The organism is Aliikangiella marina (genome assembly GCF_007004765.1).
GTDB classification, from domain to species: Bacteria; Pseudomonadota; Gammaproteobacteria; order Enterobacterales; family Kangiellaceae; genus Aliikangiella; species Aliikangiella marina.
Genome location: NZ_VIKR01000005.1, coordinates 44,736 through 59,363, shown reverse-complemented (window position 1 = coordinate 59,363; position 14,628 = coordinate 44,736). Strand labels below are relative to the sequence as shown.

13 protein-coding genes are annotated in these 14,628 nt (G+C 40.2%); 8 read left to right on the top strand and 5 right to left on the bottom strand.

Annotated features, from left to right (window positions below):
- Nucleotides 1-114: 114 nt before the first annotated feature.
- Together FLL45_RS17515 and FLL45_RS17510 are read right to left on the bottom strand one after the other, a co-directional pair.
- Nucleotides 115-2,925, bottom strand: a complete 2,811-nt coding sequence (locus FLL45_RS17515) for a CHASE domain-containing protein (protein ID WP_142943402.1) — start codon at nt 2,923-2,925, stop codon at nt 115-117.
- A 318-nt stretch (nt 2,926-3,243) separates the two neighbouring features.
- Nucleotides 3,244-3,807: a peroxiredoxin family protein gene (locus FLL45_RS17510; RefSeq protein WP_142943401.1), complete on the bottom strand. Its 564-nt coding sequence runs from the start codon at nt 3,805-3,807 to the stop codon at nt 3,244-3,246.
- 246 nt (nt 3,808-4,053) lie between these two features.
- Here FLL45_RS17510 and FLL45_RS17505 point away from each other — a divergent pair, with 246 nt between their 5' ends.
- From FLL45_RS17505 to FLL45_RS17495, 3 genes are all read left to right on the top strand, one after another.
- Entirely contained in the window at nt 4,054-4,590 is a 537-nt protein-coding gene (locus FLL45_RS17505) for a cytochrome b (RefSeq protein ID WP_142943400.1), read from the top strand.
- Nucleotides 4,591-4,617: 27 nt separating this feature from the next.
- Nucleotides 4,618-5,187: a YceI family protein gene (locus FLL45_RS17500; protein WP_142943399.1), complete on the top strand. Its 570-nt coding sequence runs from the start codon at nt 4,618-4,620 to the stop codon at nt 5,185-5,187.
- A gap of 203 nt (nt 5,188-5,390) precedes the next feature.
- Nucleotides 5,391-5,813: a hypothetical protein gene (locus tag FLL45_RS17495; protein ID WP_142943398.1), complete on the top strand. Its 423-nt coding sequence runs from the start codon at nt 5,391-5,393 to the stop codon at nt 5,811-5,813.
- A gap of 65 nt (nt 5,814-5,878) precedes the next feature.
- Here the strand turns inward: FLL45_RS17495 and FLL45_RS17490 are convergent, their stop codons facing one another.
- Complete coding sequence (locus FLL45_RS17490; RefSeq protein ID WP_185964532.1) at nt 5,879-7,624, bottom strand: PspC domain-containing protein; 1,746 nt, start codon at nt 7,622-7,624, stop codon at nt 5,879-5,881.
- Nucleotides 7,617-7,955, bottom strand: a complete 339-nt coding sequence (locus tag FLL45_RS17485) for a PadR family transcriptional regulator (RefSeq protein ID WP_142943396.1) — start codon at nt 7,953-7,955, stop codon at nt 7,617-7,619. The genes FLL45_RS17490 and FLL45_RS17485 overlap by 8 nt, the downstream gene beginning before the upstream one ends.
- 306 nt (nt 7,956-8,261) lie before the next feature.
- Here FLL45_RS17485 and FLL45_RS17480 point away from each other — a divergent pair, with 306 nt between their 5' ends.
- From FLL45_RS17480 to FLL45_RS17460, 5 genes are all read left to right on the top strand, one after another.
- A complete protein-coding gene (locus FLL45_RS17480; protein ID WP_142943395.1) occupies nt 8,262-8,816 on the top strand; it encodes a hypothetical protein in 555 nt (184 codons plus the stop codon).
- A 121-nt stretch (nt 8,817-8,937) separates the two neighbouring features.
- Nucleotides 8,938-9,654, top strand: coding sequence for a hypothetical protein (locus FLL45_RS17475; protein ID WP_142943394.1), 717 nt, complete (start codon nt 8,938-8,940; stop codon nt 9,652-9,654).
- Between the two features lie 184 nt (nt 9,655-9,838).
- Nucleotides 9,839-10,795 carry a patatin-like phospholipase family protein gene (locus FLL45_RS17470; RefSeq protein WP_142943393.1) on the top strand — a complete coding sequence of 319 codons (957 nt, stop codon included), beginning with the start codon at nt 9,839-9,841 and terminating at the stop codon, nt 10,793-10,795.
- 80 nt (nt 10,796-10,875) lie between these two features.
- Nucleotides 10,876-12,903 carry a transporter substrate-binding domain-containing protein gene (locus FLL45_RS17465; protein ID WP_142943392.1) on the top strand — a complete coding sequence of 676 codons (2,028 nt, stop codon included), beginning with the start codon at nt 10,876-10,878 and terminating at the stop codon, nt 12,901-12,903.
- 251 nt (nt 12,904-13,154) lie between these two features.
- Complete coding sequence (locus tag FLL45_RS17460) at nt 13,155-13,793, top strand: LysE family translocator (protein ID WP_142943391.1); 639 nt, start codon at nt 13,155-13,157, stop codon at nt 13,791-13,793.
- 165 nt (nt 13,794-13,958) lie between these two features.
- On the opposite strand, the gene FLL45_RS17455 is transcribed toward FLL45_RS17460, so the two are convergent.
- Nucleotides 13,959-14,627: a hypothetical protein gene (locus FLL45_RS17455; protein ID WP_142943390.1), complete on the bottom strand. Its 669-nt coding sequence runs from the start codon at nt 14,625-14,627 to the stop codon at nt 13,959-13,961.
- Nucleotide 14,628: the final 1 nt, after the last annotated feature.

Here is a 14,628-nt window from a genome sequence, read left to right as displayed (position 1 = left end):
ACAGTCACTATATCGACAATCACTCACGCTATCAATCTTCAATCTCTGAGTTGTCTCGATGTTGTTCTCGCCTTCTTTTATGAGCTTCCTTTGTTGATAATGTGAATTCATTGATTAAGGAGCAATAATGGCCATCAAATTTTTATTGGATTTTCTGAGTAAATTTTCTGAGCGTTTTAATTGTTCCTCGTAACGTCGGCGTTGAATAACATTAGTCAGCATATTACCCACCAGCTGCAACAGCGTAATTTCATCTGGTGTCCATTTTGCTTCATAATTCTGAGTGCTCAAATTAAAAATCGTACAGAGCTTAAGGCCATAGACAATCGGAATAGAAATGAATGATTTTGCCCCCATCGCGGTTAAGCTACTCTGATCTTTTTCTGCGCTCTTTGGCATCATCTCAGGAGAATCAAAGTAGACGATATTGCGTTTTTTTAAACGCCGATAGATCCACGGTAATCGATTAAGTTTAAATTCGGAATTTTTTGCTACAGAAGAACTGATACCGGGAGCCAGCCACTCATGACTCTTAATCACTGTAAGCTCATCCGACTTCACTTCATTTAAATTAGCTCGTTCGGCCCGACATAAGCTACCGATAGACTGTAGTGCGTTATAAATGACCTCATCGTACTCATCGACTGGTAAATTTATAAACTTGGTAGAGAGATTGGCGACCACTTCTTCCAAATCAGATTTGTGTCTTAATTCTGCAGTTCGCTCTTCCACTAAGTATTCGAGCTTAGCTTTTTGACTATCAAGCGCTTTTTCTGCACGCTTTCTGGCTTCCTGACCTCGAGCATCTCGAAGTGCCAACTCTAAATATTCAGTGACTTCTTTAATGGTTAAAATCTCATGCTCTCCCCAATGATGGCTAGCATGACTTTCCAACATTAAAAAGTCGACTTGATCGTGAAAGCGCGAGAGTGAATAGCTTAACAATGCTCTCGTATTGCTCTGGATTATTGTGTCCTTTAAGTTATCTAATCGTGCATCACCCAACAAGTCACTCAAAATAACAGGTTCTTGCTTGAGTAAACGAATCAAAAAATCAGGAACCACTTTTAAGTCGATTTTAGCGCCTTTAACATTTTTCATAAAACTCGGCGATAAACACTCGATAACGGTAACTACACCTAGTTTTGATACCTTTGCGTAAGAGACACGATAGTCAGGAAACTCATCAAACAATAACTTTAGTGCATAGCGAATGACAGATTGGGGCGAGAAGCAGCTTCGGATACCATTTGCAATCGCATTAATTAGTGCTAATCGATCACTCGATTGCTTTAATTGTAATTCGGCTTGGTGACGTCTCACTGATTCCACGGCTAGTGCAATAAAGCTAGCAATAGAGTTAGTAAAATGAATTTCTTCTATTGACCAGGCTCGATTGGTTTTATTTTGTGAGACACTGACTACACCGACAATTTTTCCTTGATACCTCAGCGGCACACTTAATAAAGATTTCGTATCAAAGCGTGTTATGTAGTCATCTTCAAGCTCTCTGGTACGAGAATCTTTTAAGACATCATCGGCAACAATAACTTCACCATTTAAGATCGCATTGAAAAATAACGGATAATTTTCTGCATGCATTTCGAAGCCGCTTAGATGTTCTTTGTTGGTAAGATCATAATAATCAAAGCACTGGATGATTTTCTTATCATCATTAAAGAACCAAGCACTGACTGAACCCGCATTTAAGGTTACTGACGCAGTCTCGGTTATATCCTCTAAAGACTCACTTAAACTCTCACTGAACTGGTTGATACTTTGGGTTAAATGAGTCAGAGCATTATTCTGTCGCATGAGTGTAGTATCTTTATTATTGAGAATAAGTTGGGCAGTGGTCATTTCCTGAGAAAGTAATTCAGCTTCTGCAATTTGCTTTTTTCTCACTCGAGATACTAACCAAGCGACATATATCGAAATCCCCAAGCCAAACATAAAAACAAACATAAGATTGAGCGATAAAGCAGAATACTTTCCCGCTTCCGGTTTGATGATGACCTGCCAGTGTCGACCCATTAAATTGAAGTCATGCTGATAAATCAACGAGCGCGTTTCTAGCATATTCGATTCGAATTCAAATTGATGCCGGCCTTTACTATCATGGCCGTACAAAAAACTATCAGCGCTTGCATGCGAGGAATTAAATAGCAACAAATTTAGGGGAAGATGTTTTTGTTGCTCTAGCGCTCGACTGGTAATACTACTCAATTTAAATACGCCTAGCGTGAATCCTTTTAAGTTACCAAGGTCTAGTTGTGTTAATGATTGAGTTAGTTTGTTATGAAATACTGGCGTGAAAACGAATAAGCCCGACTGAAATTCCGGCACTTGAAGTAAATCAACTCTACTGCTTGCAACCGGTGAAGCTGTTTTTATTGCGCGGTTTATCATTTCATTGCGAATCGATGAGCCAATCGATGAATAACCCAAAGCGGACTCATTACCTAAGTAGGGCTCAACATAGTAAACCGGAAAATATACATCGCGCTCGCCAGCACGAATAATATTTCCCTGAGGATCTTTATCGGTAAATTGGAAGTTCGGGTAGTCTTTTTTTGCTTGTAATTCAAACGCGCTGCGATCCGCCTTGCGCACCAGAGGAATCCATTCTAACGCTTGAATACTCAGATCCCGTGCTAAATAGGTTTGGGCAATCTGAGAAAACGCTTTGCGGCTCAAATTTTCATTAAGATAAAAGTAATTCGCTAAATCAGATACAACATTACTGCGCCGTTCTAACGCTTTTTCCACGGCGTCAGCATAAAGCGTTGCGTCTTTTTCGAATTGGTTTAATTGAAAGCGAGATTCTCTATCAAGCAAGCTCCAAGTTAGCGTCACGGTGAAACCGACACCTAACAACAAAACCAATACAACTGGCAAATATCCCCTTGTGAGTTTAGGGTCCATTGAAGCGTTTCCAGATAAAGCGATATTTCTTTGAGATATTGCATCTATCAGGATACCAATTACGGCGCTAGCTGCAATCCTTGTTTTGAGTTAACTGCTAGCCCAATCAGCTGTGAGCCGCAAACTTCCGTTTTTAAGTAAAAATCATTCTAACCAAAAACCGTCTTATATTAGTCCGACACCTGGTGATCTGGCATGCTTCGGACCGTCTCAGCTTTCTGCCGAAGGTTAATCCAAAAGTTAATGAAGGTGGGAGTGTGCCAGCGCAGCATTGAGCTGGCACTTAGTGATGCAAAAAATCTGTCGATCTTGTGGTTTTTATTGGTTTTTCAGCTTTTCATACAAATCGCTGATCACCACGCGATGTTTATACCCTTGATAGAAATACTTGTAAGTTAAGATACCGCTCTTATTAACCACCATAACACCCGGAAATGGGATACCGTAATGTCGATGACCGGGCTCATAATCAGTATTGAGAACCTCAAAACTCTTCATAGTTTGCTGATTCTGATCGGCAATCAATGCATACTGAATGCCTTCCTTCTCCGTAAAGCGCTTTAACACTTCCACAGAATCATAAGATATTGCGACTAAATTGTAGCCGAGTTCAGCGAACTTATTATTCCATTTATTAAACTCGATCAAATGCCGCTTGCAATAGGGGCACCAATCTGCCGAACGATGAAAAATTAGAATAGTTCCTTTTTGACCTGATAGTTGCGCGAGGTTTTGAGCACTTCCATCGATACCGATAGCACTCAGCGCGGGTACCGGCTGATTAATCGGCACGCCCGTATCTTTTTCTTCTAAAGTATTTGCGGATATCTGCATATGAATAGCGACAAAAGCCGCAATCACTAGGAAATAAAATCGTTTCATGGGTTAATTGATTACCTCTAAATTGGCTGCAATCTCTCTCTAGGGATAAGATCACGATTAAAACTGAATCTAAGAGTACTTACTTGGCACAATGTTACACTTCCTCAGCTAACTTTTTCATCCTACTCAGTTTGTCTCATTTGTGCACCACTCCTTGTCTGTGTTAAAAACAATTAATGACTAAGCTGAATGACCGTTAGTAGACGCGATACTAGCCTTCTTCAACCGAATATGACTTGGAATACTATGCTAAAGAATTCACCCAAAAAGTACGGATTAGTCGCCAAATTCCTTCATTGGCTTACCGCTATCACCGTAATCGCGTTGTTTGCGGTCGGCTTGTGGATGGTAGACTTAGATTATTATGATGCCTGGTATACTAAAGCTCCCTATTATCACAAGAGCGTTGGAATTTTACTTGGCCTCCTGATGGTTCTGAGGATGCTATGGCGAATCAGTAATACAACGCCTGTGCCGCCGAAAAATCACCAACTTTGGGAAATTCAAAGTGCGAGATTAGCGCATGGTCTTTTTTACCTGCTGATTTTCTTGATGATTATTAGCGGTTATTTAATCTCTACCGCCGATAATCGTTCAATCGATGTAATGGGTTGGTTTGAAATCCCCTCTCTAGGCTCATTAATCGATAACCAAGAAGATACGGCCGGTTTAATCCATGAGTGGCTAGCTTACGTATTGATCGGTTTAGCAAGCATTCATGGAATTGCCGCGCTAAAGCATCATTTCTATGACAAAGACGAAACCTTAAAGCGAATGATTTGATTCATCTATTAATTATTGGAGATTAAAATGAAAATAATAGGTTCAGTATTTTTGATTATGTTGCTCGCAAGCTTTAGTGCTGCGGCAGCGGAATATCGAATCGATGATCGCGGCGCACACGCGTCGATTAATTTTAAAATTAAACACCTTGGCTACTCTTGGCTTACCGGTCGATTCAATACTTTCTCGGGAACTTTCAATTATGATGCCGAAAATCCCAATGCCGCTTCTATTAAGGTCGATATTGACGTGACAAGTATCGACTCCAATCACGCAGAACGCGATAAACATTTACGTGGCAGTGATTTTTTAAACGTCGACAAGTTTCCAAAAGCTAATTTCAACAGCACTAAAATCACCGATAAAGGCAACGGTAAAATTGAGGTTGTTGGCGAATTGACCTTACATGGCGTGACCAAATCTATCACCATTGATGCTGAAAAAATCGGCGAAGGTAAAGATCCCTGGGGCGGGTATCGAGCGGGATTCGCTGGGGAAACGAAAATCAGACTTAAAGATTTTGGTATGCAAGAGCGCTTAGGACCAGCGTCAACAGAGGTCTACCTCGACTTACATGTTGAGGGGATCCGCAAATAAATACTTCGATTTCAATCGTATTGATTTTCAGAAACAGCAGTTTTTGAAGTGAAGGGAGCCGAACGCTCCCTTTTTTAATTGACACTGCAATAAGTTTCCTCGTTCGCAATCTAATCGAATTAGTCCTGAATTGTATTTAAGGGACTATTTCGCTAAGCTGCGCGTTGATAAAAGACAGTAGATGTTAAACAAGGAGCAATCAAATGCATACACCGGAAGGCGCTGGCGGCACTAGCGGAGGGGTTGGTCGCTATTTGGCTGGATTAATCATGATGTGTGTAGGCGGTTACATATTTCTATCGAAGGTAATCGTGACGACTGGCGCTTTAGCCGCCGGTTTTGGTTTCGGTACACGACTCTATGCTGCCGGCGGATTCGGTATTACCGGCGGGATGATCTTCATACCGTTTATTATCGGCATCATTATGATCTTTTGGAACAGTAAAAATCCCTTTGGTTGGTTACTCAGCGGCCTAAGTATCATTGCACTCATTGTAGGGATTATCGTCAATATTCGAATGACCCTCATGCCCATGAGTGCTTTTGATATTATTGTACTTATTGTATTGATGGCGGGTGGCGCTGGTTTATTTTTTAGCTCCTTGAAAAACTTTTCAAATAGCTAATTAAATGCACCAAAATAAAAGCCCATATCGAACCGAATGGGCTTTTTTGATGATGATTATTATTTTTACCGATCAGCAAGTGATAAAGAAATATCATCTTGCGCTTTAATCGCAATCAAATGCTCGACATAACTATGAAATTCACCTTTCACAGCATACTCAATACTAATTTCATTGATTAGTCTTTCAATTTCCGTCAGATTGCTAACAAACAAACTGCGATCGGGTTGAAGGAATTCTCTAATCTGATCGATACCTTGGCTATCATTCATAAATGCGCGATCAAAGCGATAGTTGTCGGTTACAGAGTTGCGAATATTAGTCGGGCATCCCCATGACTCACTGATAAAGAACTCTTCACAAAATTTGTCGTTTAATACTTGTCTTTCATTGTCGCTTAACTTATTGCGATAAGTCTCTCCAATTTCGTGTAAATACTCACCACTTGATAAGTAAGAAACCTCCTCTTTCGATTTAGACCAATAATAGCGAGTATAATACTGGTAACCATCGTTATCGTGCTTAACAACTAGCGGCCAACGACTATTCAAGGTGATCCCTTGAGGTACTTCGATGGTCACTTCAATGTCTTGGCCTCGTCGCAGCGCATCTTGTTTAAGGTTCCAATAGTGATCAAGTTTTAAAACATCTTTATCAAAAGTGTAAAAATAATCGACCGCCTTTATGTTCTCTCGAGCTGACTCTTGGGTTATGCCGTTACTAGAATAATTGATCGCTAGGTTTACCTGCTGCTCTCCATCCTTATGAGTTTTAATTCGATATCTTACCGTTCCTGCGTAATCATTCATCTCATCATGTTCGACAAATGCGAGTGTTAATTGCGAAGACTGAAGGTTAAAGGTTTTATCGACCAGTTCATGAGCATGCTCTTTATGGGTATAGTTGAGGTAAATAGTTGCAGCAATAATCATCGTTACCGGAACTAAAGCACCTCGCTTTAATTTTTTATCAACCGGCCTTACTGGTTTGGGCAAGTAGTATTCGCGAATATAAACCATCAGCCCAACAACGATAAGGTAAATTACGCCGCCACTGAGTATCCAAGCAGTAAAATCGCTAAAAAGTTGATTTCGATTAAACTCATAAATCCCGCTAAAGAGCAGTAAGCTTAATAATACTAAACCGATTGCAAAGAGGTTTTTAATTATCATAAAGTACCCTTGTTTACGCTTCTTAAAATGGTTAGTAAAAACAGTTAGCAGCGCTCCCAAGATACTAAAAGGTAAAAAAATCACACGCTGAACTTGAAAAAGTGGGCTCTCTTTTGCTGGTTTTATTTGCGTAATCTCACTCGCGGTAGGTCGCTTACCTTGTGCTGATAAAGCATCTGCTCTTGAAGTATTCTTACTAAGCGATATCCAAAAAATTAAATATAGAACGACACCTAATCCAAAGACCACGCTTAACGCTAAAAATATTACTCTCAAAATAAATGCTGGAACTCTCAGTCTTTGTGATAGTCCAGAACAAACACCGGCTAAGATTTTATTTTGTTGATCGCGATAAGCTCTTCGCGGAATTTCCTCATCGGAAATCTCGCCATTAATAAACCCTACTTGCTCAATGACTTCATTTATTTGAGTGCGAGTAACGGCTTTCTTTTCATCAGAACGTAATCCATAGAGTAATTCTGCAACTCGCAATTCAATGTCACTGAAAATATCGTCTGCAAACTCTTCGCTTGCGAGTTGCTGACGAATTTGTTTAAGGTAATCTTTTAAAGTTTGATACGCGTCTTCGTCGATCCAAAATACTTGACTCGCGATCTCAATACTTACGACTTTATTCACTTTGTTCCCCTCTTCGAATAGTTTCGACAGATGTGGTAATGTCCTGCCAAGCCGAATCCAGTTGTGCTAAAAAAGCAGCCCCCTCTTCAGTTAAAGAGTAATACTTTCGGGGTGGGCCTGAATCAGATTCCTCCCATCGATATTGCAGCAACTTGCCTTTTAACAGACGATTGAGCATTGGATATAAAGTGCCTTCAGTGACGATTAAATTTGCCGCTTTTAGGCGCGTGATGAGCTCTGCAGTATAAATTTCGTTGTCAGCCAATAGGCTGACAATACAAAATTCCAAAATGCCGCGTCTCATTTGTGTAATAGTATTTTTTGCTTCCATGAACCGACTATAGCGCATGCTACCTTGTAATACAAGGTAGCATGCGCCAAAATTCGCAAAGATTCGCTAAAAACGGCCAAAAAAACCATAACTAATTGATTTTATTGACTATATTAAAAACAAGCATTAGTGATTTTATGCTTTATACTTAATACAGGTAGTGATTGGTTGTCTTACACAACCCTAGATTAGTGAATTCAGTTGTTCTCATCAGGCGTTTTTTTAATTTTCAACAACAACAAAAAGTACTTTTCAGTGCTGTTATTTCTGACGGTGGTCTGCTCATTACCATCCCAAAGTGGTGAGATGCCTTTGTTAACGGTAACAGGCTCGAATGCACTTTCCGAAAATATGCCCGAATTAGAAAAACAAGTTCGTCAAGCCCTTAGCAATTCAGGTATCAATTTTGAGTATCAACTACACCCGAATAAAAAATCACTCGATTTGGTCAAGAAAGGATTAGTTGGTTTAGATATCGCAAGAAATCCAATTGCTTATAAAGGCAATTCTAATCTGATTCAATTGCAACCCGTTCTATTTACTTTAAATCTCGTCAAAATTACCTCAACTGCAAATCAAAAGAAATGTGCCTATAAGCAATCAAAAGAAAGTCAATTGACCTTAGCGGGGATTCTAGGTGCAGAATTTTACCGTCATTTTTTTCAAGATTTTACTGAGTATACTGAACTGGATACGCCAGCGGATGCCCTTAGATTTGTCGCTGTCGGCCGAGCAGATTTTACTTTTATTCCAGAAAGCGCTTTTGATCAGTTATCGTCAGAGATACGCAACAAGTTACATATTTGCGAAAGCTTTAACCGCGAGTTAAAGTTTTACTCTTACCTCCATAAGGACTTCTGATGGGCTAAACCCTATGTCGAAAATGCTTACCGAGAAATGTTTAGCCAGTAGCTTTAGTATCCAATTGATAAATGAATAGCTTAATCAAATCGATAATAATACCAACAAGTTAACAACTTTCATGAAACTGTTTGACTGTCACTATTACTTACATACTCCAGTTCAAATTTGGGCAAGAACACAAGATTATCGCCCCGTTATTATTTACTTTGCCAAAGGCGAATTGAGTGTCGATGTCGGTTTACCTAACGAAGACCATGATACGTTTGACGACTTGTTTGAAATTTTTAACGCTCCCGTCAATAGCGATTACAACGACGATGATTTTATCAGTATTGAACGAATTAAGGAGATTTGTCATTCGATAGATGAAGTAACCTTGCTAGCTAAGATAGAAAAACAGATCGAGGAATATCATCATCAATGGATAACCAATTTTGACGCCGTTAAACAATACCAGACCGCTTTTGGTCCATTATTTACACTCACAATCGGTAATAACATACCTTGGAAGACTCCCTATATTAATCGCGTTGGTAAACCCCATTGGGAAGCCAAGTTCTCTGATCATTTTGGGAGCGGACTTTATCTCTATTTTTATCGACAGACCGATAAGCAGAAAGTCAAATTTTGTTTATTCAAAAACTTACACGCTGAGGCGATTAAACCGCTTGAACTCATAAAAAAGATCAGTGTTGTTTACGGAGCGACTCGATTCGGCGCTGGGGGTGCAGGAAGAAGCGAACAGATTTGTCAGAGTGACTACCTCGACCCTCATAAAACAGAATCGACCATCAACCTATTAATCGATGAGCTTAACAAAATAGCTAACCATTAAAGAAACAGAATTCGTCTGTCGCCATTGTTTTATTGTTCGCCGCTGTTAATAACAATTTTACGACTGATTCGTTCACACTCGATTTAAAAACGACTTTCATCTATAAGAACTCAGTCATTGTAAGCGATGATATTTTCCTATATTTTATGGTTAATCTTGTAATCTTATTTATTTGCTGGCATTCATGACAGATTTAGAAGCTTCCAACAATACAACGCCCAACAACCTGGCTCACGACAATAAAAAACTGGGGATCGCGCTCGGTGCCGGGGCTGCGAGGGGAATCTCTCACCTCGGTGTCCTCAGAGGTCTGGGTGAGAAACAGATTGAGCCGCAAATTATCGCAGGAGCCTCTGTGGGCGCACTTATCGGTGCCTGCTATGCCGCCAATCAGTTTGACGAAATAGAGGATTGGTTTAAATCCCTAAACTTGAAACGACTGGTCGGTTTTCTTGATCCTAAACTCACTTCGCGTGGTGGGCTTGCGGACGGCGCACAGTTCGTTTCCTATATGAAAGAGACTTTTGGTGATATTTCATTTTCTGATCTAGATAAGAAACTTATTGTTGTCGCTACCGATATGACAACCGGTAGAGAAGTCTGGATCGAATCGGGTTCTGTTTGGGAGGCAGTCCGTGCATCCATGGCTTACCCCGGAGTAATTTCACCCGTTAAGTGGGATGGCCAATACCTTCTTGATGGCGGCCTGGTTAATCCTGTACCGGTTATTGCTTGTCGCGCAAAAGGCGCAGAGAGAGTTATTGCTGTCAACTTAAATACTGAGTTACTCGGCTCAAAAAGAAAAATGCCGAACGAAAAACCTGACAAAAGCGGCGAAATTATTGAACAAAGCTTAATGGGAAGATTTTCTGAAAAAGTGATGGAAAAAGTAAATCCCCTATTAAATAAGAACGGCAAAGAAAAGATGCCATACAATACTGTCGATGTGCTGTCATTCGCAATCAACATTATGCAAGACAAAATTACCAGAAGCCGACTAGCCGGAGAGCCACCAGATGTCATGCTTTCTCCGAGATTAGGCCACATTGGTATGTTTGAAGTCGATAAGTTTGACGAGATTTATCAAGAAGGTTCGAGAGTAACGGGAAATGTTGACTGGCAAGAAGAGCTGTCGTTTTAGCAGCTTTCAACAACATTAGTTGAATCGAAAATACGCATAAAACGAATTCCTACATTAATTAAACAGTAAAAAACTTACCTATGAAAAAACTCATCTATGCAATCTTAACCAGTTTAATACTACTAGGCTGTGATTCAACCAGTCCTAGCAAACAAAATAAAAATGATGAGGCAAATAATGAACAAGCGAGTGAAGCGATTGCTCCTCTCGCTACAACAGCACTAAAAACAACAGCGGCAAAACAAACAAGTACGAGAATTCCCAATCAATTAAGAAATTGGCAAGCAATCAAAGCTTCAGGCACTATTCGAGCACTGAAACTCGCTTTTGAGGAAGAAGATTCTTTACCCCGACTGGGCAGCTCAACACTGTATCACGAAGAGTTACTGAAACAATTTGCAGACAACCATCAGCTCAAGATCGAGTGGATTTTCGCCGATAACCTCACCCAAATGTTTGCTATGCTGGCCAATGATGAAGCCGATCTAATCGCCCGACATTTAACTATCACTAAGTCTCGCCAAGCATCAATGCTATTCACTTTGCCTATCAAGAAAGATAGGGAAGTAGTCATTACTCGCAAAGAAAATGCAGCAAAATTAACCGATAATTTAATCATTACTGTTCCTAAGGACACTGCTTACATCGAATCCATTAAACGTCATCATCCAAACTGGCAAATTAATACCATTGATGAGTCACTCAGTGCAGAGCAAATTTCAGATGCGCTTATTGCGCAACAATTTGATTACAGCGTCATTGATAAATCAGCCTATGACACGCTAATACAATATCGACAAGATATAAAAATCATTGCAACGCTCCCGACAAAAAGCCAGCTAGCTTGGGTGGTTAATTTAGGCAACACTTCCGTTTTAAATAAAATCAATGAATTTATCGCGCTACAACATGTCGCTGAAGTAGAGTCTCAATCGAGGCAACTCGATCTCGATCGAATGAAAAAACAAGGGCTCCCGCTTAGAATGATTACTCGCAATAGTCCGGAGACCTACTTTTTACTACGGGGCGAATTAATGGGGTTTGAGTATGAACTCATGAGGGAGTTTGCGAAGCGCAATGCTCTCAAACTCGAAATTATTGTCGCCGACTCATTAGATGAAATGACTACCCTGTTAAGAGAGGGAAAAGGCGATATTATTGCTGCTGGATTGTCAAGAACAGCGGAAAGGAAATCCGAAATCGACTTAGCATTTAGTATTCGATACAAACGAGTCTCTGAGCTAATGGTCGCCCACAAAGACTCGGCACCGATAAACGCCTTGGCTGATTTAAAGGGCAGAACCATTAATGTACGGCCGACCAGCGCCTTCTGGTCGACCGCTCAAGAGCTTGCCAAGGAGTATGGCGCTAATGTTGCTTCAGTTGAAGAGACAATATCGACTGAGATGTTAATTGGTCAAGTTGCCGAACAAACTATCGACCTAACAATTGCAGACAGTAATTTAGTGAGTATTGAAATGCAGTTTCGAGATGACATCGTTACCCCCTTAACACTTAACGAATCAATCCCCTATTCATATTTAGTCAGAAAGAACAATCCTAATCTATTAAATGCCATTAATGGATTTATTCGTAAGGAGTACCGAAAAACATTCTACAACGTAGTCAAAAATAAATACTTCTCCGATCAGAAACGCCAACAAAGACATCGAGAGCAAAGAATTACTCAAGGCTCAACGCTATCTCCCTTTGATGATATCGTGAAAGAAAAATCATCAAAATTTCAATTTGATTGGCGACTAATTGTTTCACAAATGTATCAAGAAAGTCGCTTCAATCCAAAAGCAAAGTCCAATGCTGGCGCGCTTGGTCTAATGCAAGTACTCCCGAGGACAGGCAAGGAGCTTGGGTTCACAGACCTCACCGATCCAGTTCAATCAATTCATGCAGGCGTTCAATACATGAATTGGACTCGACAAAGGTTTAGCCAAGATATGCCAACTCAAGAACGGTTATTTTTTGCATTGGCCGCTTACAATGCGGGATTTGGACATGTACGAGATGCTCAACGAATTGCGAAAGAATTAAACCTCGATCCGAATAAGTGGTTTGGCAATGTTGCTTTTACAGCAACCGGCTTACTATAAAAAGGCCCGTTTCGGTTATTGTCGAGGAAGTGAAGCGGTTAACTATGTCAGGCAAATCTATCAAAGGTATCTAAGCTACATTGACATCACCCAGTCATAGTAAACGGCCTATAAGATGGTTATTGAACAATAATTTAATATTTTACGAGTATAAGATTTCAAAATCAGTTAGAATGCCTTGCCTTAAAAAAAGCACTCGTAGGATTACAGCGTAATCAATTGATTAAAGCACTTTATTTAAGGACAATGCCATGGATATCAATACTATTCTTACTTTTGTCGCCGTCGCGACTCTATTAGTCATTTCTCCTGGGCCAAACGGCTTTCTCATTGCTAAAACCGTTCCTGTGTCAGGTCGCAAAGCTGGATTCGCTAATGTATGGGGATTTGTTGCGGCTTTTTACGTCCACGGTACCCTTTCTATTTTTGGCATCTCGTTGCTTTTGGTTCAATCTTCACAGGCTTTTATTATTTTCAAGATGCTCGGCGCAGCTTATCTAATTTGGATCGGCATTAAAGCCCTCATCAGTGCCTTTGAAACACCCAAAGTAACCATTCAAGTAACTAGCCTACCAGACAATCGACCGGTCAAAACTCTGACAGCCTTCGCTGAAGGTTTTTTAACTAATGTACTCAATCCGAAGGTGTCTATGTTTTACTTGGCTGCTTTTCCCCAGTTTATGGGGATCGAAGAAAGCACACTAAACGCTTACGCATTAGTAACCGCCCACTCTCTGGTTAATTTAATTTGGTTTTCAACAATGGTAGTGCTTTTGGCTGGAATGCGAGGCATTGCAAATAATCAGAAATTTAAGAAATGGTTAAACGCGACTACCGGGGTAATATTTATCGGATTCGGGTCAAAGCTCGCGTTGATGAGAAGTGCATGATCAAAACATTAAACCCAACTCTGCAATCATTGCTACTTATTCGTACCTGATGATCGCAGAGAGTGGTTTTCCTTGGTGAGAGATTCTCGTTCGCCCATTCTCGCTAACCAATAGTCGCTTTTCTATATTTTCATTTTGGGCAACGTACCTATGTCATTCAGGCGACTAATTGGGCATGTAAATCCGATAGAAATTAAGAAAGTTTTCAATCTGATCATTAATCGCTTGGATATTTTCATCGGTGAGCTTTAACAGTAAATAATTACTATCTTTATCGATCGTCGGAATAAACAGATATCTCGCATAGCGTGGCTCAAATCCATGCGTTGCTGGTTCTAGCTTTTCTATTTCGGTAACGAGCTCAGGCGGATAGCATTCACCGACATAATATCCATTTGCCAGCTTTTTGTGTTTTGTCGGAAACCACTCTCTATCCGACACGAGGAAATCTTCAAATTCAGCTTCAGAGCAAAACAGTTTAGCAATATGATCTCTATTTAAGTTTGACTGAATAGACATGACAACTCGATCCGCTCGATTTAAAGAATGTTTAGACTTGCCATGAGGATCATAGTTAATCGTCACTTGGTATCCATCGAAATCCTTTACATAAAGATGGCTATCGATCTCAGTGAACCCATTAGGGATCAGGGCTTCCTCAGTCTCCTCAAAAAAAGTAACAATGAAGAATCCAAGAATAACGACGAAAGAGCCAAAAATTAAAGCCCTCACATACCCGGGATGCTCAGTTGTTGATATTTGTTGTTGGAGGACATTGGTCACAGAGAAAATGAGCAAACCAATAAGAGCAATAGCCAATACAATATAAATCATA

Bases quoted from the DNA above. Each gene is read 5' to 3' on its own strand.
- FLL45_RS17475 (WP_142943394.1), top strand. From the start codon at position 8,938: ATGAAACTGTTTGACTGTCACTATTACTTACATACTCCAGTTCAAATT.
- FLL45_RS17505 (WP_142943400.1), top strand. From the start codon at position 4,054: ATGCTAAAGAATTCACCCAAAAAGTACGGATTAGTCGCCAAATTCCTT.
- FLL45_RS17455 (WP_142943390.1), bottom strand. From the start codon at position 14,627: ATGATTTATATTGTATTGGCTATTGCTCTTATTGGTTTGCTCATTTTC.
- FLL45_RS17465 (WP_142943392.1), top strand. From the start codon at position 10,876: ATGAAAAAACTCATCTATGCAATCTTAACCAGTTTAATACTACTAGGC.
- FLL45_RS17470 (WP_142943393.1), top strand. From the start codon at position 9,839: ATGACAGATTTAGAAGCTTCCAACAATACAACGCCCAACAACCTGGCT.
- FLL45_RS17460 (WP_142943391.1), top strand. From the start codon at position 13,155: ATGGATATCAATACTATTCTTACTTTTGTCGCCGTCGCGACTCTATTA.
- FLL45_RS17485 (WP_142943396.1), bottom strand. From the start codon at position 7,955: ATGGAAGCAAAAAATACTATTACACAAATGAGACGCGGCATTTTGGAA.
- FLL45_RS17515 (WP_142943402.1), bottom strand. From the start codon at position 2,925: ATGGACCCTAAACTCACAAGGGGATATTTGCCAGTTGTATTGGTTTTG.
- FLL45_RS17495 (WP_142943398.1), top strand. From the start codon at position 5,391: ATGCATACACCGGAAGGCGCTGGCGGCACTAGCGGAGGGGTTGGTCGC.
- FLL45_RS17500 (WP_142943399.1), top strand. From the start codon at position 4,618: ATGAAAATAATAGGTTCAGTATTTTTGATTATGTTGCTCGCAAGCTTT.
- FLL45_RS17510 (WP_142943401.1), bottom strand. From the start codon at position 3,807: ATGAAACGATTTTATTTCCTAGTGATTGCGGCTTTTGTCGCTATTCAT.
- FLL45_RS17480 (WP_142943395.1), top strand. From the start codon at position 8,262: ATGCCTTTGTTAACGGTAACAGGCTCGAATGCACTTTCCGAAAATATG.